The following is an 18,408-nucleotide window of genomic DNA, read 5'->3' as shown; positions in this document are numbered from 1 at the left end:
CAAATAGCCATTAATAGCTATCTGGGTTTGCTATGCTCATATCTTGCAAAGGCTAATTGGACATCAAAGACATCCAACCAACACTCTCAAGTATTAAGCAGCAGGGCTGTTTGCTTCAACCAATGGCTTTAGCTCACCTGATTGATACATTTGCAAAATAATGTCAGATCCGCCCATCAACTCACCATCGATCCATAACTGTGGGAACGTTGGCCAGTTAGCAACTTTCGGGAGTGTTGCGCGGATTTCTGGGTTTTCTAAAATGTTTACAAATGCAAATGGACGACCAATCTGAGTCAACACTTCAATAGAGCGTGCAGAAAAACCACACTGTGGAAATTGCGGCGTGCCTTTCATGTAGATAATGACTTTATTGTCACGGATTTGATCACGGATCAATTGTTCAACGTCGTTTGCAGCAGTATTTGGGGTTTGCTCACTCATAAAAGCTCCTATTGATAAAGCGGTTTATTAAAATGATTATTTATATAAAAATAATTATGTGAAGATATGGCTGATACATGGGGTGACTGCTTGTATATTACAAGCGCCCTTTCATATTGTTTTAGCCAGTTGTTGTTTACTAAATCTAAAAGCTCTAGATTCGATAGCATTATGGACCAACCGCATTAGGCACCAATAATACCACGGCGTTGGCCATGATGCCTTCTTGTCGACCAGTAAATCCCAATTTTTCCGTCGTAGTGGCTTTCACACTGATATTGCTAATATCTGTTTGCAAGTCGCTTGCAATATTAGCGCGCATCGCTTGGTTGTGCGGTGCCAGTTTAGGCCGTTCACACATCACCGTGATATCGGCATTGCCTAGGCTATAACCTGCCTCTTGTACTTTGCCATAAACGTAGCGTAGCAATATACGCGAGTCTAGGCCTGCATGGGCGGCGTCTGTATCAGGGAAATGCTGACCAATATCACCAAGTGCTAAAGCGCCAAGTAGTGCGTCAGCCAAGGCATGCAAAACCACGTCGCCGTCAGAGTGTGCCAGCAAACTGTGCGAATGCTCAATGGGCACCCCTGCCAATACGACGTATTGCTGCTGCTGACCGTTGTTATGAAACGCGTGAACATCAATACCTTGACCGATTTTTATCATTTTCATTCCAAGATGAGTTAGACGTGATTAAAATAATTCAAAATGAATATCTGAATTTTCAAAGTGGTTTTCCCAATAGCTAGATAGCATCGGTCGCCACCAGTTTAAATTAACTGGTATAATATGACGTTTATTTTATCATAATACCAGATCCAAAAGACAAGCTGACACTGTTGTGCTGAGACTATACGTTATAGTAATTGCATAACTCTTGGCGTCGGCATTTACTTTGGATAACGTATAAATAGTTGAGCCGTTCTATGTCAGCCACAAAAAACACCTCAAACGCAGTCGTTTCTGAGTCTTTTAATGCTCATCGCCCGTTGACACTTGCCGACGTCGAAAACCCTAGCACCAAACATGTGATTGTTGGTATGTCAGGTGGGGTCGACTCCTCTGTGTCAGCCGTATTACTTCAACAAGCGGGTTTCAAGGTTGAAGGCCTGTTTATGAAAAACTGGGAAGAAGACGATGGTACTGAATACTGTACGGCAATGGACGACCTAGCAGACGCGCAAGCCGTATGTGACAAAATCGGTATGAAGCTACACACGGCCAACTTTGCTATGGAATATTGGGACCGTGTTTTTGAGCATTTTTTGGCAGAATACAAGGCTGGACGCACCCCTAACCCCGATATCTTGTGCAACAAGGAAATCAAGTTTAAGGCGTTTTTGGACTACGCGTTGACCCTTGGTGCAGATTATATCGCTACAGGTCACTATACGCGCCGCAGTGTGAATTACAAAAATGCCGAGGGTGACGAGGTTGCCCAGTTATTGCGCGGCCTTGATAACAATAAAGACCAAAGCTATTTCTTACATGCGGTTGGCGGCGATAAAATCGCTAAAACGCTATTCCCAGTTGGTGAGCTTGAAAAGCCAGTGGTACGTCAAATTGCCGAAGAGCATGACCTAGCGACGGCTAAAAAGAAAGACTCTACAGGTATTTGCTTTATTGGTGAGCGCCGCTTTAAAGACTTCTTACAGCAATATCTGCCTGCTCAAAAAGGCGAGATACTTACTGATGACAATAAAGTCATCGGTACTCATGACGGCCTCATGTATTACACACTGGGTCAACGCGGCGGCATCGGTATTGGCGGTGTTAAAGACCGTCCTGAGGAGCCTTGGTTTGTATTGGCAAAAGACTTAGAAAAAAACCGTTTAATCGTTGGTCAAGGGCATGAACATCCCATGTTAATGAGCAACGAGCTAAAAGCTTATAAGCTCGATTGGACGAATGGTCTGCCGCCTGCTGATGTGTTTAGTGACGAAGGTCTAGCCTGTATGGAAAAGTCTCGCTATCGCCAGCCAGACCAAGCATGTCGCGTATTTGCGACCAATACTGATGGCAGCGAAGTGCGTGTCATATTTGATGAGCCACAGCGCGCCGTCACTCCTGGTCAGTCAGCCGTATTTTATATCGATGACGTATGTCTGGGCGGCGGCGTGATTGAATCTATCGATGCACCTTGTGGATTTTAGACATTTCTCTTTGATGTTGTTAGTTGAGGCATAGATATTGAAACCGTATATGATGTTGAAGCCTTATATCTCGAAGCCATAGACAGCAAAAACGCGCTGGCTTCAACATCGCTTTTTTTGCATAGACCGCTTTTTTAATAACATATTTCTGCTATATTACGCGCAGCGATTTCGATGTCGTTTTTTGTATGGTAATTTTTAGCCAGACTCTTGCAGTTTTTTATTTCATAACTACTGAGGCATAACCATGACCCCACTTACCGCTCTCTCTCCAATTGATGGTCGTTACGCATCAAAGGCTGACAGCTTACGTCCTTATTTATCTGAATTTGGTCTAATCAAAGCCCGTGTTACGGTAGAGATTCGCTGGTTGCAGTCATTGGCTGACAACAGCGCAATTGGTGAATTAGCAGCATTTGATGAACAGACTAATGCTTTTTTGAATGCGATTGTTGATGACTTTAGCGAAGCCGATGCTCAAGCGATCAAAGACATCGAAGCAACGACCAATCATGATGTAAAAGCGGTTGAGTACTTTATCAAAGACAAATTCCGTGGTCAGGATGCCTTAATTGATTCGCTTGAGTTCATTCACTTTGCCTGTACCAGTGAAGATATCAATAACTTATCATACGCATTGATGCTCAAAGATAGCCGCGAGCTCGTCGTTGCCAAAATGCAGCAAGTGACTGACAGCATCGTTGACTTAGCAATCACCCATGCTGACCAACCAATGCTATCACGCACACATGGTCAGACCGCTAGTCCAACGACGCTTGGTAAAGAGATGGCAAACGTGGCCTATCGCCTTGCTCGTCAAATCAAGCAAATCGGTCAAGTAGAGCTACTTGGTAAAATAAACGGTGCCGTTGGTAACTATAATGCGCATTTTTCAGCGTACCCTGACGTCGACTGGCAGAGCCATGCTGAAGCCTTCATCAATCAGCGTCTAGAGCTGACCTTTAACCCTTATACGACTCAGATTGAGCCGCATGATTATATTGCTGAGCTTTTTGACGCTGTTAAACGCTTCAACACAATCTTGATCGACTTTAACCGCGATATCTGGCAGTACATTAGCTTAGGCTATTTTAAACAGCGTCTAAAAGATGGTGAAGTTGGATCTTCTACCATGCCGCACAAGGTTAACCCAATTGACTTTGAAAACTCTGAAGGTAACTTGGGCGTTGCCAATGCTATGTTGGGACACTTAGGTGAAAAACTACCAATTTCACGTATGCAGCGCGATCTATCGGACTCAACGGTATTGCGTAATATTGGTGTTGGCCTAGCACAAAGCATGATTGCATTTGATGCGTGCCTAAAAGGCGTTGGTAAACTTGAATTGAATGCGCAGCGTTTGAATGATGATTTGAATCAAGCGCAAGAAGTGTTGGCAGAGCCGATTCAAACGGTCATGCGTCGCTACCGCGTTGAAAACCCATACGAGAAGCTAAAAGCTTTAACTCGTGGTAATGCTATGACTCGCGAAGCGATGCTGACGTTTGTCGAAAGTGATGAGCTATCGGCAGTTAGTGATGCTGACAAAGCAAGTCTACGCGCATTGACGCCAGCCACTTATATCGGTAATGCCGCTGAACAAGCGCGCACTATTAAAGAATGGATTGCCAAGCTTTAATAGCAGTAAGCGGATACCAAAAAATAAGAGCGTGTAAAATAATTTACGCGCTCTTATTTCGATACTAGTATTGTCTGGTTCAGCTAATGTCTTACTGGTTTTGTGACCACACAACAGCCTTACTTTGAATGCTATGATATTGATTTAAAATTCATAGTTGATAAGTGAGGTTTTATTTTTTGTCATCATCGTCATCACTGTCGCCTGGTATGATGGCCTTGCCAACCGCTACTGTCCCTTTTACCACGCCTTTGGTGGTTTTATAAGCAACTTTAGCGGGCACCGTGACGATTTTGTGGACACAGGCTTGTAGCAAAAACACGCTAACGATGATTGCGATCAAGTGCAATTTTTTCATAACTTTCCTACGATTTAGTGGCTACTCTGATGATAACCATCAGATAGACCATAATCATAGACTATTAAAACCTTCCTATAAAGCGTCCCTTATTATTAATATTGTACGTATTTAAAATATGGATTTATCAATGACTTCTATTCCGCTTTGTCTACCTGACACTATAACGCCTGAGCAGTTTCTAGCAGAATACTGGCAAAAAAAGCCACTGCTTATTAAGCAAGGGTTGTCGCAACTGATTGACATGTTTGAGCCCGATGACATGATCGGTCTTGCCCTTGAAGAAGACGCTAGCGCACGCCTACTAACTCAAGCAGCCAGTAAAAAAGAAGGTCAAGCGCAGTGGCAGCTCAAAAAAAGCCCACTAGCTGAGACTGACTTTGAAGACTTACCAGAGCAATGGACGGTATTGGTACAAAATCTCGAACAATGGTCACCAGAGCTGGGTCAGCTGTGGCAAGCGTTTGATTTTATTCCGCAATGGCAGCGGGATGATATTATGGTGTCTTATGCTCCACAAGGTGGGTCGGTCGGTAAGCATTATGACGACTATGATGTGTTTTTGGCGCAAGGCTATGGCTCTAGACGTTGGCAATTAGGTAAGTTCTGTGATGAGCGAACAGCGTTTGTTGCTGATGAGCCTTTGCGATTATTTGATGATATGGGCGAGATTATCTTTGATGAGGTACTAGAAGCAGGTGACGTGCTTTATGTACCACCTAAATTATCACATTTCGGTGTGGCACAAGACGATTGTCTGACTTTTTCTTTTGGGTGCCGCCGTCCAAACCTGATGCAAATTATCGATAGCGTGGCAGATATTGCGACCAATGACAGCAGCTTGTTTGTCCCGATGCTACTGCCACAAGCACTACAGAACTCAGGTGAGCTGCAAACGGATAGTATCGCTGCTATCAAAGCGCAGTTGCTAGAGATGCTACAATCTAGTCGCGGTGACGACATGATTCGTCAAGCAGTCTCGGAGGTGGTCAGTAAGCGTCAATATGATGCGCTGATGCCAGAAGAAACGTTAGATACCGATGAGCTCATGCAAGCGCTATCAGAAGGTGCCACATTACAAGCAGACTATAGCAATCGCATCCTCTATAGCCAGACCAATGATAGCACCGTGCTGTATGCCAACGGTCAACGTATCGATGGGCTTGATGAAGTGGCAATATCAGTACTGGTACGCTTGGCCAATGGTGAAACACTGCAACATAGCGACGTGACGGGTATCGATGCAGATGATTTGAGCGAATGGCTAGAGAACGGCTGGGTATGGGTGGATATTGCTGAATAATACTCAGTAATAAAGTTTCAGTTAAATAACGCAAAAAAACCGCTATCTGATAATTACTCAGATAGCGGTTTTTTCTTATATATCTTATACAATCACTGGTTTGGTACTTAATAGGGCTACCAAACACCGCTTAGCCTTTGTGAAGATTGCTATTATGAATAGTTACTATAAAAGCTAAGCGGATTCGTAATTAATGCAACTACTCTACTCTGTACCCAGCTCAAGCAAGCTCGCGTTACCACCGATTGCTGTGGTATTGATAGTCTTAACACGCTCAGTGACAAACCGATGCAAGTAGTCAGGTGTCAGCATCTCTGATAGGCCTTCCATATCAGTGACGCTGATGACTTGGGTCAAAATACCGTCAGTATTGGCAAGCTCTTGACTGATCGCCTGTACTTCGCTGTGACTACCAGACACTGCCACTTGCGCAAGACGGTCGATATATAAAAGCGTGACCGTTTGTGAGTCGTTAGCAACGCTCAGTACATCTTCGCTGATACCAGTATCATGTAGTATCTTGGCCGCTTCGCTACACATGTCATCTTGGCTTGGGCAATGTAGTATGACTTCATTACCTGTCAGTAGCGCAGCGATAAGTTGCCCTAGTACGGCCATGGCTCTAGCAGACTCACCGCCGATGACCATGGTTTTACCACGGCCAGTCACATACAAGTCGTTTGACTCGCCAGTTGCACCCGTCATGCGGTGCGTCTCATCTAGACTAGGAGCCGCACTCAATAAATGATTGAACAAGCGCTTTGCTTTATTAGCATCACCAGTGAGCAGCGCCAGCTTTGACACTGCCGCTTGCAGGTACGTTGCGCGATTGACTGCACCAAGTAGTCGCCAAGATTCACAAACCTGGGCATGATTTTTTTTGAATTCAGTCGCCATGTTGCTACTCCTTATGCGAGTTCTGTTTGAGTGGTAGATTGAGTGGTGGTCGCTGTCATGTCAGCAGCTGGTTGTGCGGCATTAACTGACTCTGATTTGAGCTGCATCAGACGCGCAACATAGTGCGGCCCGCCAGCTTTTGGACCCGTACCAGATAAACCACAACCGCCAAATGGCTGGACGTTTACAACCGCACCGATTTGGTTACGGTTGATGTAGGTATTTCCGACAAAAGCACGACGCTCAATGTGCTCAACCGTGTTTTCGATACGGCTATGGATACCCAACGTCAGACCAAAGCCTGTGTTGTTGATGGCATCAATCAGCTTATTCAAATCACGAGCTTGATAACGCAGCACATGCAGAATGGGACCAAAATGCTCACCGCCAATCACATCGATACTGTTTACTTCAATCGCTGTAGGCAGTACAAAGGTAGATTTCTCTTGGCTGACCACTGAGCTTGAGCTCATTGGCGTTTGCGCCAAAATGTTTGCTGTCGGTTCAGCATCCATACGCGCAATATGCGCCTCCAAACCATGCTTAGCGTCAGCATCAATAACTGGACCAACGTCTGTCGCAGCATATAGAGGGTTGCCTACAGACAGCTCAGCCATATTGCCTTGTAGTAGCTCGATCAAATCATCAGCCATCTCCTCTTGTACACACAATATGCGACAAGCTGAACAACGCTGGCCTGCTGAGCCAAATGCTGATAGTACTGCATCTCTCACGACTTGCTCTGGCAATGCTGTTGAATCGACAATCATAGCGTTCTGACCGCCAGTCTCAGCGATAAAGACAGGCAGCTCACCGCTGGCTTGTGCATGATCATTCAAGCTTTGGTTAATACGCTGAGCAGTTTGCGTCGAACCTGTAAATATCACCCCTGATATATTGTCAGCAGCTGTCAATGCGCCGCCCACATCACCTGCACCAGTAACTAGCTGTAGCGCTTCGGCTGGTACGCCTGCTTGATACATTAACTGAGCACCGAAGTGAGCAATCAAGCTGGTTTGTTCGGCAGGCTTAGCCACGACAGTATTACCTGCTGCTAGTGCCGCTACGATTTGACCTGTGTAAATCGCTAGTGGGAAGTTCCATGGACTGATACAAACAAAGGTGCCACGTGGCTTATACACTTGACGAGATTGCTTACCAGACAAATCGGTAAACTCATGTACAACATCGTCTAATCGCTCTGCTTCATCCGCATAAAAACGGCAGAAATCAACGGCTTCTTTGATTTCATCGATGCTGTCTTGCATGGTCTTGCCTGCTTCGACTTGGCATAGTGCCATCAGCTCAGCATAGTTTTCTTCAAATAGCTCACCAATCTTACGCAAGATAGCAGCACGCTCAGCGACCTTCACGTTTTGCCACATGCTTTGTCCAGCAACAGCCACATCAATCGCTTGACGAGCCAATGCTGCATTGGCATATTTGACTTCACCAGCGCTTACATCGTGGTTCCAAGGCGCAAGTACAGTCTGTGCATTTAGCTGATGGGTGACACCATCTACTTCATACTCATTAACTGCTTGACCATTGATGATAGGTGTTGCTGACCATTTGTTATTTAGATGACTATCAATAGCTGATTTGAACGGCAGCCATTGCGACTCAACAAATATATTAGGGCCAAAGCTTGCACGTCGCTCACCATAAATCTCTAGTGGTAACGGGATATCTGGATTGTGCAAGGTGGCATTAGCAAGTAGCTTGTCGTACGGATGTACGGTTAGCTTTTCAATCGGATACGACTTGTCTAATAACTGATGGACAAACGAGCTGTTGGCACCGTTCTCTAACAAACGACGTACCAAATATGGTAGCAAGTCTTTGTGCGCGCCAACTGGTGCATAGATACGCACAGGGATCTCATAAGCTTGCAAGATATGATCATACAGCGCATCACCCATACCGTGCAGACGTTGGAACTCAAAGTCTCTGTGCGCGCTCATGGTCATGATTGACGACAATGTATGGGCATTATGCGTGGCAAACTGTGGCCAGATAAGACCACGTAGTTGCTCTGACAATAAGAAACGCGCACAAGCAAGGTATGCGGTATCCGTACCTTCTTTGCGTGTCCATACTGGATAGCCTGATAGACCTTTTTGCTGAGCAAGTTTGATCTCAGTATCCCAGTAAGCGCCTTTTACCAGACGTACTGGAATGCGGTCGCCTACTTCACTTGATATACGAGCAAGCCAGGCCAATACAGCGATAGCACGCTTAGAGTACCCTTGTACAACGATACCCAAACCATCCCAGTCCGCCGTTAAATTATCACGGTACAAAGACTCAAACAGTTTTAGAGAAATCTCAAGGCGATCTGCTTCTTCAGCATCAATACTGATATCGACATTGACTTCACGTGCCGCTTCAATCAATAGCAGGCAACGCTGACGCAATAGCCCCATAACTTGAGCTTCTTGCGTGGCTTCATAGCGAGGATGCAGTGCTGACAACTTGATAGAAACAGACGGCTTAGGCATGCCTTCTTTGACTTTAACATTAGCCGTTGCTCTGATCGCATGCAGGTAGTCATTGAAGTACTTTTCAGCGTCTTTGTGCGTGATCGCCGCCTCGCCCAACATATCGAACGAATAGGTATAGCCTCTGTTACGATATGGTTGGCTGTTTTTGTTGGCGTCTTCGATAGTCTCACCCAATACAAACTGATGACCCATGATACGCATGGCTTTTTGCATGGCACTACGAATTACAGGCTCACCCATCTTTTTGGTCATGCGATCCAAGAAGCCTGATGCAGTGGTGCTGCTATCGATACTGACAACACGGCCTGTCATCATCATGCCCCATGTAGAAGCATTGACCATAAAGCCATTGTCGTTTTTGATGTGCTTTTTCCAATCAGCAACACTCATTTTGTCATGGATCAGCGCATCAGCCGTGTAATTATCTGGTACACGAATCAATGCTTCTGCCAAACTCATGAGCAAGATACCTTCTTGGGTATCAAGGCTATACTCAAGCAGTAATGAGTCAACCATCTTGACGGCTTTGCCATCGTTACGCACATGCTCAACCAGCTTGCGTGTCTGCTCAGCAGCAGCATCGCGCTCTTCTATACTAGGCTTGGCAAGTGGCAATAAATCAGACAACCAACGTTCTTCATCAACGCTATATAATGGCGAAATACGCTTATGTAGCTCTGCTGCTGACTGCGCAAGGTACTCAGGCGACAGCAAATCAACAGGATTGAACAAAATCGGCTCTTGCGGGGTAAACTGGTCTACTGGGTTCATAACAACTCCATAACTATCGTTTAAAAACCATAATAAATGGTGCTTTAGGAAGTCTGATCGTCCTGTATAACTGCTCGTAACCGCTATCAAAAAATAGAGGTTATTGACGGATATTCACAGCAATAATCAAAAGACCAAACGGCGCCATCACAAAACTAGAAAATCCAGCACATGCTGGAGACGGTTAAGTAGGTCGTTCGACTGTTAAACGGGCTACGTTAACAATACAAAGGCAACAACGAAAAATTAAGCGGCATTAGTGCCTTCTTCTTGTTAGTAGTGAAAGGAGTGTAATGACCAGATATCGCTTGAGAGAGCCTAAATCTGTCATCTAAAATGTGCTAATTCACTGTAAGAAAAACCTCTACGGCGTTGATTGAGGTGATGCGCTTAACGGAGGTATAATATCATGAAAAAAAATTTCAAACTAACGAATTTTTCTTAATTTCATAAATTAATATATATAAATAACAATAGCTTACAAGCAATTTATTGACTATGACGCTTTGGTTATATATTTCTGTTTACTATTGCCTGTTTTTTGGCATGTCAAAAGCCAGCAAAAAAGCCCAAAATGTAAGGGTGAAAGCTGAAGCTGTAGATCTACATTACTGACAAAGAAAAACCCTCTTTATCATTCAATGATAAAGAGGGTTTGCTTTTTAGATACTAGCTAATGTTTGGTTATATCTTACAAGAAGACAATCTTAACCAGTAGTATAATAGTCAAAAGCCATACCGCGATGCTGATATCAGAGAACTTGCCTGCGATAGCTTTTACCGCAGTAAAGGTAATGAAACCTAGTGCAATACCATCAGCGATAGAATATGTCAGCGGTGTAAATAACAACACGACGACTACAGGCGCCGCTTCTGTTAAATCGCTCCAGTTGATGTCTTTTAGAGTGCCCATCATCAGTACAGCAACATAGAAGATTGCACCAGCCGTTGCATACGCTGGGATCATACCTGCTAGTGGCGAGAAGAAGATACTGAATAAAAATAGCACACCAACAGTCACTGCCATTAAGCCCGTACGGCCACCTGAGGCAATACCGGAGATACTCTCAATATAACTGGTCGTCGATGACGTACCCAGCAAAGAGCCTGCTACTGTCGCTGACGAATCAGCCAATAGTGCTTTGCCCATATTAGGAATGTTGCCGTCTTTGTCGGTCAGCTTGGCTTGGCTAGTGGTTGCAATCAAAGTACCCGCAGTATCAAATAAATCGACAAACAAGAAAGCAAAAATCACACTGATCATACCCACATCGAACGCACCTGCAATATCAAGCTGCATGAGCGTTGGTGCGACTGAAGGTGGCGTAGAGATAATACCCGTGAACTGTGTATAGCCCATTAGTAAGCTAATCAGAGCAACCAATAAAATACCGATGGTAACCGCGCCTGGTACTTTTTTGTAAGACAAGCCGATAATAACCACAAAACCCAATGAGGCCATAACAGGTCCAAATGACGTCATGTCACCAAGACCAACCAAGGTTGCATCATGATTGACAATAATGCCAGCGCTCTGTAGAGCAATGAAAGCTAAGAATGCACCAATACCAGCGACTACGCCGTTTTTGAGAGAGTTTGGAATCGCATTAATAATCGCTTCACGGATCTTGAATAAGCTTAACAGTACAAAGATACAACCCGACAAGAACACCGCACCTAGCGCTGTTTGCCATGCATAGCCCATGCCTAGCACAACCCCATAGGTGAAAAAAGCGTTGAGCCCCATTCCTGGTGCTAACGCTACTGGTAGTCGGGCATATATGCCCATGATAAAACAACCTATCGCTGCAGCCACACAAGTCGCTACAAATACTGCCCCTTTATCCATCCCCGCATCAGCTAAAACATTTGGGTTCACAAAGATGATATATGCCATCGTCAAAAACGTGGTTATACCAGCGATGATTTCTGTTTTGATCGTGGTATTCTCACCGTTGATCCCAAAATAGCGTTCAATTGCATTCATAAGTGTCGCCCCCGACTGGCCAATAAAAAGTCACCACTACTTAAAATCAAACGTAACTTCAGCAAAAATAACGACGCCACAGTGAGAATAATGTAGTAACAAAGCGTAACATATTAGACCAGTTATCTTACAAACTCAATCGTTGATAATGCCTAATTCGTATAAAAACACAATTCGAGATGCCACTGGCGTAAGGGCTAAACGTCTATACAAATAGTCTGCTCTCTATATTACTCTAAGTGTATTTAGGTATATCAGTTGTCAATAAAAGCGTTCGTTGCTCTGCAATTATTTCTATATATACTCGCTACTTGCCATTTGATATATGCGCTATCTGTTTGTTTAACACATTAATAATGACCTTTCTTTCATTTAGAAGTAAACTAGGGGGTTATTGTGTCGATACCTTAATCATTGCTAGACCCCTATTGGACAATTATCTTTGCTATTGTAGACGTAGCACTGCCTTGAGGGCGACCAATAAAGCATAAGCATTATATTTTGAGGTTGGTCTGGTTCATATACTTTTATTCAATCCAGCTGTTGTCAATTATCCGTGAGTCCATTACATGCCTGAATCATTAAATATTATTGATCTTATTACCCAAGCCAGTTTATTGGTACAGATTGTGATGGCGTTATTGCTATTAGCGTCTTTACTCAGTTGGGTTATTATTTTTCGTATGAGTGCGCGTCTCGGTACGGCCAAAAACTTTGATCAGCAGTTTGAGACTTGGTTTTGGTCAGGTGAAGACCTGGCAAAGCTATATCAAGGTATCCAAGGCTCACCTGATCGCCAAGGGCTTGAGCAGATTTTTTATGTGGGATTTTCAGAATACCTCAGAATGCATAAAAAGCGCCAACCCAAAGACGATATTATCGATGGTGTCGAGCGTAAGCTGCGCGTGGGCCTAGGTCGCCAGCAGCAGCTGCTAGAGTCAGGACTCACGGCGCTTGCCAGTATCGGTTCAGTCGCGCCTTATATTGGCTTATTTGGTACTGTTTGGGGCATTATGAATGCTTTTTTGGGGCTGTCGCAAACGGAGCAGGCTACCCTCGCCTCTGTTGCACCTGGTATTGCTGAGGCATTAATTGCAACGGCGATGGGCTTATTCGCTGCTATTCCTGCAGTTCTGGCTTACAACCATTTCACTGCAAAATCGAGTAACCTTTATGACTCACGTGCCTTATTTTGTGATGAGATGACAGGCATGCTACAGCGTGAGACTAGCGTTCAAAGCCCTGTCAACAGAGAAACTCAAGTGAGTGCCAGTCAGGTGAATGGGCTATGAAACCAAACCCCTATCGCCGTGAGAAAAAAGCACTCAATGCAGAGATGAATGTCGTGCCTTATATCGATGTCATGCTGGTGCTGTTGGTGATATTTATGGTGACCGCACCGATGCTCATTACAGGTGTCGATGTTGATTTGCCAAAAGAGCAGACCAATACGATGAGCCAGAGCCAATTACCCGTTATTGTCTCTTTGACTGATAATGGTGAGATTTTTGTCAGCTATGAGAACAACGTCGATTTACCCATGAGTGAACCTGAGCTGATCAACACACTATCAAATTTACAGTCTCAGAGCGGTAGTACCAATGCCGAGCCATTGCAAGTAATGATCAATGCCGATCAAAATAACCAATACGGCGCTATCATGACGCTAATGGCGACCTTGCAGCAGGCCGGTATTGAAAAAGTGGGATTGTTGACTGGTGCGCCTCTACCAACGCCTGCGCTCCAATAGTGGTACGCTCCATAAATACTGACTCAATAGCCAGCCCGATAATTCTTGTTTCTGATAACTACCGTTCATGAGTATCTATACCATGCATAATGCGCCTGCCGTCTATGTACCTACCGAACCTGAAAGTAACGGGCTGACCCTACCTACGTTACTCAGCTTGCTAGCACATGGGCTTATCATCGGTGTACTGGTTTATAACTATCAAACCGCTGACGTCGAAACCTCTGGTAGCATCGAAACCGTAATGGTATCGCCTGAGCAGCTCGCTGAGATGCAAGGACAGATACTGGCCAACCGTGCAGCAGCAAGTGCCATGCAAATGGAAAGTAGCACCAGCGACTCGCCCAGTAGCGCTCAACCGCAAACGTCAAGCAGTAGTACCAGCGCGCAAAGCGCAAGCCAGCCAGATTCTCAGCGCGTTCCTGTGTTTACACGATCTGACGAGCCAGCCAGCCAGCCCATGCTCATGAGCGAAGAGCAGCATCAGCGATTGCGTGAACAAAACCAAGAATATGAGCGCAGAATGGCCGAGTGGGCATCTCAGTTGGACGAGACAACCATGGAAGAGCTCGAGCAAGTTGAAAAAAACAAAAGAGAGCAGATGATCGAAGAGCAAAAAAGGCTTGGGGATTTTCGCCAAAAGCAAAACAATCCACCTAAAATAAAAAGACCTACTGCCAACGATCGTAATATAGAGATTGATACCGATGGCTCTGGCAATGCCGGCCGAACCTTTAGCTTATCTGATGGTCAATCAACCATCACAGGTGATACCTCAACGGCTAGCACCTCTAGAGGCAGCAGTCGTTCCGCCTCAAGTGGTAGCCGCGGTGCCAGCAACAACGAGATTATAAATCTTATCAAGCGTAACTATACACCGCCTACCGCAGCGAGAGGTTCCACCCAGCGTGCTACTTTGACCATCACTGTCAATGCCAATGGCGACGTCATCAATGTTACCGCCTCCGGACCTGATAACACCGTCAACGAAGCCGCCAAACAAGCAGTGCTCAATACAGGTAGCCTACCCATCAATACTGATGATCCTAAATACCCTACTTTTACCATACAGTTCAGAGGTAGCAACTAATCAGTTGCTAGCGTCTTGTATTATTGATAACGTAACGTTAATCGGCTTGTATCGTATCGGTTTTTTCTATTTAAATGCGTGCCTTATTGACTATAAAAATGAATATTATACTACTGTTAGGAGCTCAATTAACTCATGCGTACTCATAAAAAACTACTCGTCTCTTTATTGGCTAGCGCTTCGGCATTGCTTGCCTCGCAAAGCTTGCTGGCAGCACCTGTCGTACTAGAGCTCGACTATGATATTCCTGTTCAACAGAACCAAGTCGCGTTTGTGCCATTCGCAGGCGACTCTGTGTTATCCCCTATCATCCTAAATGACTTGAGCAACACAGAGCTGACCGTCACCAGCCAAAACTTGCCGCAGCAGCCGCGCAGTAGTAGCGAGCTGGTAGGTACGCTACCTGTGTGGCAAAACATGGGCATCCCTTATCTCGTTGTCGGTAGCACCCGCACCAATCGTGGCAAAGTCGTCACCGATTACGAGGTTATCGATGTTAAATCTGGGCGCGTGATAGAGGGTAAGCAAAGCCTAACGGCAGATAACAACAGAGAAAGTATGCGTTACGCCGGTCATGTGATCGCAGATAAGGTCTATGAGCTGATTACTGGTATTTCAGGGGATTTCTCGGGACGTATTGCCTACATTGAAGAGACAGGTACTGGCAAGCAAAAAGTCTCTCGTCTAAAGGTAATGGATGCTGATGGGGAAAACGCCAAAACCATTACCGAAGTAGCAGGGTCTATTTTCTCACCAGCATGGTCACCTGATGGCAATCGTATCGCCTACTCGGTACAACGTGAAAAGTCGTACCCTGTCATCTACATTCAGAACGTCAGTGGCGGCGGTGCCAGCGTATTGACACCTTTTTCTGGTAGTAACCTAAGCCCATCATTCTCTCCTGATGGTAGCAAGATACTGTTCTCCAGTAGCTTTGAGGGCAGCGCTGATATTTATGAGATGAGTGTCAGCGGCGGTACGCCTAGAAGACTCACCAACTTGCCAAGCAGTGAAGTACAGCCAAGTTATGCCCCTGACGGCAAGTCATTTGTCTATGTCAGTGACAAAACAGGGTTTAATAAGCCGCAAGTCTATCGTTATGAGTTCGGCTCAGGACGCACCACTAAAGTATCCAATGGTGGCTATGCAACCAGTCCACAGTTTAGTAGTGATGGGACGCAAATTGCCTTTTTGAGTGGGCGCTCAGCCGCTATTATGAATAACAGTGGTGCGGTAACGACCAACCTCGGTAATACTGGTATCGACGAAGCGCCAAGCTTCTCGCCCAATGGTAAACGTGTGGTCTATGCATCGACCCAAGGCGGCAAAGGTGTACTGACAATTAAATCACTCAATGGTGGTGCAGCCTTTGGTAAGTCAGGACAAGGCATTATTCGCTCGCCAGTATGGTCGTCAAGTCCAAAATAAACTTGCGATTTTATTGCAATGTAGCTATCCAAAAAAGCCCCAATCATAATAAGTATGGTCGGGGTTTTTTTGTGGGTATTCGAAAAATAAACGCGATGAGATGGACTGTTACCTTGTGATATTCACTTTCTAAAATCTCTCTTGTTCAAGTTAAGCCTTTCTTTCTAAGACGTAACAATTACGTAAACCTGCTAGTACCCAAAAAAACATTGCATTCACTCATAATTTATCTATATCCTAAATGGACCTGACCAAATGGTCAGACTTTAACAATACTAGCCAACAAACATAGATTTTTTAGTTAGTATCTAATCGGATGCGCACCCCTATTGTCTAAATCGATAAAAAAACTGTTCAAAGGTTGAGTATTAATTTTTATCTAATAATCTTAATGCTGTCTGATCTCTATGTTGTCTGATATATGCCGTTGAGCGGGTGCCAAGTAGTTATTTTAGGAGGAAACCACCATGAGTGAAAACGTTCCAGAAAATACCGATTTACTATATAAACTACATGACCGCCCAACCCCTATCAAAGCATTCTTAGGTGCTATACAGCACGTACTAGCAGCCTTCGTTGGTATTATCACTCCCTCCCTAATTATCGGTGGTACCCTAGGTTTGGGTGAGCATATCCCCTACCTTCTCAGCATGTCTTTGATTGTTTCTGGGGTGGCAACCTTTATTCAAACTCGTAAAGTGGGGCCTGTGGGCTCTGGGTTAATGGCGCTACAAGGCACCAGTTTTGGATTTCTAGCGGCGGTATTGACCGCAGGGTTTGTGGTAAAAAACCGTGGCGGTAGTCCTGAAGAGATTTTATCAGTCATCTTTGGCGTTTCATTTCTCGGTGCATTTGTCGAGATATTTTTGAGTCAATTTATTACCAAACTCAAATCATTTATGAGCCCTATTGTTACAGGGTGCGTGATTGTCACGATTGGTTTGTCCTTAACCAAGGTAGGTTTGACTGATTTGGCAGGCGGGTTTGGTGCGGAGGATTTCGGTAGTATTCCAAATTTACTTTTAGGTGGTGGCGTACTTGCAAGCGTCGTGCTCATTAGCATTATTAATAACAAGGTTATTCGCTCAAGCGCTATTTTTATCGGTTTGATGCTTGGACTCGTCGCTGCTGTCTTTATGGGTCGTATTGACTTTTCATTGGTGTCTGAGGCGGCGTTTTTTACCGTGCCCGTACCGTTCAAATATGGCTTTGGTTTTGATTGGCAAGCGTTTATTCCTATTGCCTTTATGTACATTATTACCAGTATTGAGACGTCTGGCGATTTGACTGCTACCTCCATGATTTCAGGGGAACCAATCAAAGGCCCTCTGTATGAAAAACGCATCAAAGGCGGCGTATTGGGTGATGGTGTCAACTCTCTTATTGCGGCGGTCTTTAATACCTTTCCGGTCACTACCTTTAGCCAAAACAACGGCGTAATTCAAATGACAGGGATTGCCAGTCGCTATGTCGGCTTTTATGTTGGTGGTATATTGTGCTTGATGGGACTGTTTCCGGTGCTTGGAGCTGTTTTTACGCAATTACCCAAACCTGTCGTTGGCGGTGTCACGCTATTGATGTTTGCTACTGTGGCGACTGCGGGTATCCGTATTTTGTCTACCGTGAACTTCACCCACCGTAATGTATTGATTATCGCTACCTCTCTAGGTTTGGCGACAGGTATTGCGTTCGTACCTGATGTACTGTCACAAACCCCGCAGTTTTTTCAGAATATCTTTGGCTCAGCGGTGACGATGTCAGGAATTGTCGCGATTACGCTTGATATGATTTTGCCGAAGAACTACGGCGTTGAATTTGATACAAAAGCGCAGCACCAAGATGACTCACTAGAGCAAGTCCAAGAAACAGCTTGATAAGCCTCTGTACATAGTGCTTGATTGACTACGCTTGGCTGACTCATCTTATCTGGCTGTTCTTACCTGACTGAGCTGTACTGATCTTGACTGACAACCTTCAATCACCAAACAGCGAAAAACACAGTAGAGCTGCTTGGTGATGAGAGGTAGGCTGCTCAACGTAGACAACCCATACGACATAAAGTCTGTGACTTTAATCCGTA

Annotated in this window: 14 protein-coding genes; 8 read left to right on the top strand and 6 right to left on the bottom strand. The window is 44.9% G+C overall.

Features of this window, described 5'->3' with window-relative positions; all coding sequences use genetic code 11:
* Positions 1-93 precede the first annotated feature (93 nt).
* The gene (grxD, locus tag NJD71_RS02425) at positions 94-444 is read right to left on the bottom strand and encodes a Grx4 family monothiol glutaredoxin (RefSeq protein ID WP_193012410.1); all 351 of its coding nucleotides are present in this window, start codon (positions 442-444) and stop codon (positions 94-96) included.
* A gap of 169 nt (positions 445-613) precedes the next feature.
* On the bottom strand, positions 614-1,120 hold the full coding sequence (gene ispF / locus NJD71_RS02420; protein WP_319050332.1) for a 2-C-methyl-D-erythritol 2,4-cyclodiphosphate synthase: 507 nt from the start codon (positions 1,118-1,120) through the stop codon (positions 614-616).
* Between the two features lie 368 nt (positions 1,121-1,488).
* Here ispF and mnmA point away from each other — a divergent pair, with 368 nt between their 5' ends.
* Complete coding sequence (gene mnmA / locus NJD71_RS02415; RefSeq protein WP_442967640.1) at positions 1,489-2,601, top strand: tRNA 2-thiouridine(34) synthase MnmA; 1,113 nt, start codon at positions 1,489-1,491, stop codon at positions 2,599-2,601.
* 247 nt (positions 2,602-2,848) lie between these two features.
* Positions 2,849-4,240 carry an adenylosuccinate lyase gene (gene purB, locus NJD71_RS02410; RefSeq protein ID WP_319050330.1) on the top strand — a complete coding sequence of 464 codons (1,392 nt, stop codon included), beginning with the start codon at positions 2,849-2,851 and terminating at the stop codon, positions 4,238-4,240.
* A 172-nt stretch (positions 4,241-4,412) separates the two neighbouring features.
* Here the strand turns inward: purB and NJD71_RS02405 are convergent, their stop codons facing one another.
* Positions 4,413-4,598: an NF038104 family lipoprotein gene (locus NJD71_RS02405; RefSeq protein ID WP_319050329.1), complete on the bottom strand. Its 186-nt coding sequence runs from the start codon at positions 4,596-4,598 to the stop codon at positions 4,413-4,415.
* Between the two features lie 130 nt (positions 4,599-4,728).
* Between NJD71_RS02405 and NJD71_RS02400 the strand changes: the two genes are divergently transcribed.
* Positions 4,729-5,901, top strand: a complete 1,173-nt coding sequence (locus NJD71_RS02400; RefSeq protein WP_319050328.1) for a cupin domain-containing protein — start codon at positions 4,729-4,731, stop codon at positions 5,899-5,901.
* 204 nt (positions 5,902-6,105) lie between these two features.
* On the opposite strand, the gene NJD71_RS02395 is transcribed toward NJD71_RS02400, so the two are convergent.
* From NJD71_RS02395 to NJD71_RS02385, 3 genes are all read right to left on the bottom strand, one after another.
* Positions 6,106-6,798 (bottom strand): 1-pyrroline-5-carboxylate dehydrogenase, encoded by a 693-nt coding sequence (locus tag NJD71_RS02395; protein ID WP_319050327.1) that lies wholly within the window; start codon positions 6,796-6,798, stop codon positions 6,106-6,108.
* 11 nt (positions 6,799-6,809) lie between these two features.
* On the bottom strand, positions 6,810-10,073 hold the full coding sequence (gene putA / locus NJD71_RS02390) for a bifunctional proline dehydrogenase/L-glutamate gamma-semialdehyde dehydrogenase PutA (RefSeq protein ID WP_319050326.1): 3,264 nt from the start codon (positions 10,071-10,073) through the stop codon (positions 6,810-6,812).
* Between the two features lie 691 nt (positions 10,074-10,764).
* Complete coding sequence (locus NJD71_RS02385; protein WP_319050325.1) at positions 10,765-12,060, bottom strand: NCS2 family permease; 1,296 nt, start codon at positions 12,058-12,060, stop codon at positions 10,765-10,767.
* A gap of 569 nt (positions 12,061-12,629) precedes the next feature.
* Here NJD71_RS02385 and tolQ point away from each other — a divergent pair.
* From tolQ to NJD71_RS02360, 5 genes are all read left to right on the top strand, one after another.
* Positions 12,630-13,352: a protein TolQ gene (gene tolQ / locus NJD71_RS02380; RefSeq protein WP_319050324.1), complete on the top strand. Its 723-nt coding sequence runs from the start codon at positions 12,630-12,632 to the stop codon at positions 13,350-13,352.
* Positions 13,349-13,810 carry a protein TolR gene (gene tolR / locus NJD71_RS02375; protein ID WP_319050323.1) on the top strand — a complete coding sequence of 154 codons (462 nt, stop codon included), beginning with the start codon at positions 13,349-13,351 and terminating at the stop codon, positions 13,808-13,810. The genes tolQ and tolR overlap by 4 nt, the downstream gene beginning before the upstream one ends.
* A gap of 67 nt (positions 13,811-13,877) precedes the next feature.
* Positions 13,878-14,900 (top strand): cell envelope integrity protein TolA, encoded by a 1,023-nt coding sequence (locus tag NJD71_RS02370; RefSeq protein WP_319050322.1) that lies wholly within the window; start codon positions 13,878-13,880, stop codon positions 14,898-14,900.
* A gap of 135 nt (positions 14,901-15,035) precedes the next feature.
* Positions 15,036-16,328 carry a translocation protein TolB gene (locus NJD71_RS02365; protein WP_319050321.1) on the top strand — a complete coding sequence of 431 codons (1,293 nt, stop codon included), beginning with the start codon at positions 15,036-15,038 and terminating at the stop codon, positions 16,326-16,328.
* Between the two features lie 467 nt (positions 16,329-16,795).
* Positions 16,796-18,202, top strand: coding sequence for a nucleobase:cation symporter-2 family protein (locus tag NJD71_RS02360; protein WP_319050320.1), 1,407 nt, complete (start codon positions 16,796-16,798; stop codon positions 18,200-18,202).
* Positions 18,203-18,408 lie beyond the last annotated feature (206 nt).

Source organism: Psychrobacter sp. PP-21 (assembly GCF_033790785.1).
In the GTDB taxonomy this organism is placed as follows: Bacteria; Pseudomonadota; Gammaproteobacteria; order Pseudomonadales; family Moraxellaceae; genus Psychrobacter.
The sequence above is the reverse complement of the archived record's forward strand: the minus strand, read 5'-3'. Positions and strand labels throughout refer to the sequence as shown.

Coding starts and splice junctions, on each gene's coding strand:
- NJD71_RS02385 (WP_319050325.1), bottom strand. CDS start 12,060: ATGAATGCAATTGAACGCTATTTTGGGATCAACGGTGAGAATACCACG.
- tolQ (WP_319050324.1), top strand. CDS start 12,630: ATGCCTGAATCATTAAATATTATTGATCTTATTACCCAAGCCAGTTTA.
- ispF (WP_319050332.1), bottom strand. CDS start 1,120: ATGAAAATGATAAAAATCGGTCAAGGTATTGATGTTCACGCGTTTCAT.
- grxD (WP_193012410.1), bottom strand. CDS start 444: ATGAGTGAGCAAACCCCAAATACTGCTGCAAACGACGTTGAACAATTG.
- NJD71_RS02400 (WP_319050328.1), top strand. CDS start 4,729: ATGACTTCTATTCCGCTTTGTCTACCTGACACTATAACGCCTGAGCAG.
- NJD71_RS02365 (WP_319050321.1), top strand. CDS start 15,036: ATGCGTACTCATAAAAAACTACTCGTCTCTTTATTGGCTAGCGCTTCG.
- tolR (WP_319050323.1), top strand. CDS start 13,349: ATGAAACCAAACCCCTATCGCCGTGAGAAAAAAGCACTCAATGCAGAG.
- NJD71_RS02360 (WP_319050320.1), top strand. CDS start 16,796: ATGAGTGAAAACGTTCCAGAAAATACCGATTTACTATATAAACTACAT.
- NJD71_RS02395 (WP_319050327.1), bottom strand. CDS start 6,798: ATGGCGACTGAATTCAAAAAAAATCATGCCCAGGTTTGTGAATCTTGG.
- putA (WP_319050326.1), bottom strand. CDS start 10,073: ATGAACCCAGTAGACCAGTTTACCCCGCAAGAGCCGATTTTGTTCAAT.
- NJD71_RS02370 (WP_319050322.1), top strand. CDS start 13,878: ATGAGTATCTATACCATGCATAATGCGCCTGCCGTCTATGTACCTACC.
- mnmA (WP_442967640.1), top strand. CDS start 1,489: ATGTCAGGTGGGGTCGACTCCTCTGTGTCAGCCGTATTACTTCAACAA.
- NJD71_RS02405 (WP_319050329.1), bottom strand. CDS start 4,598: ATGAAAAAATTGCACTTGATCGCAATCATCGTTAGCGTGTTTTTGCTA.
- purB (WP_319050330.1), top strand. CDS start 2,849: ATGACCCCACTTACCGCTCTCTCTCCAATTGATGGTCGTTACGCATCA.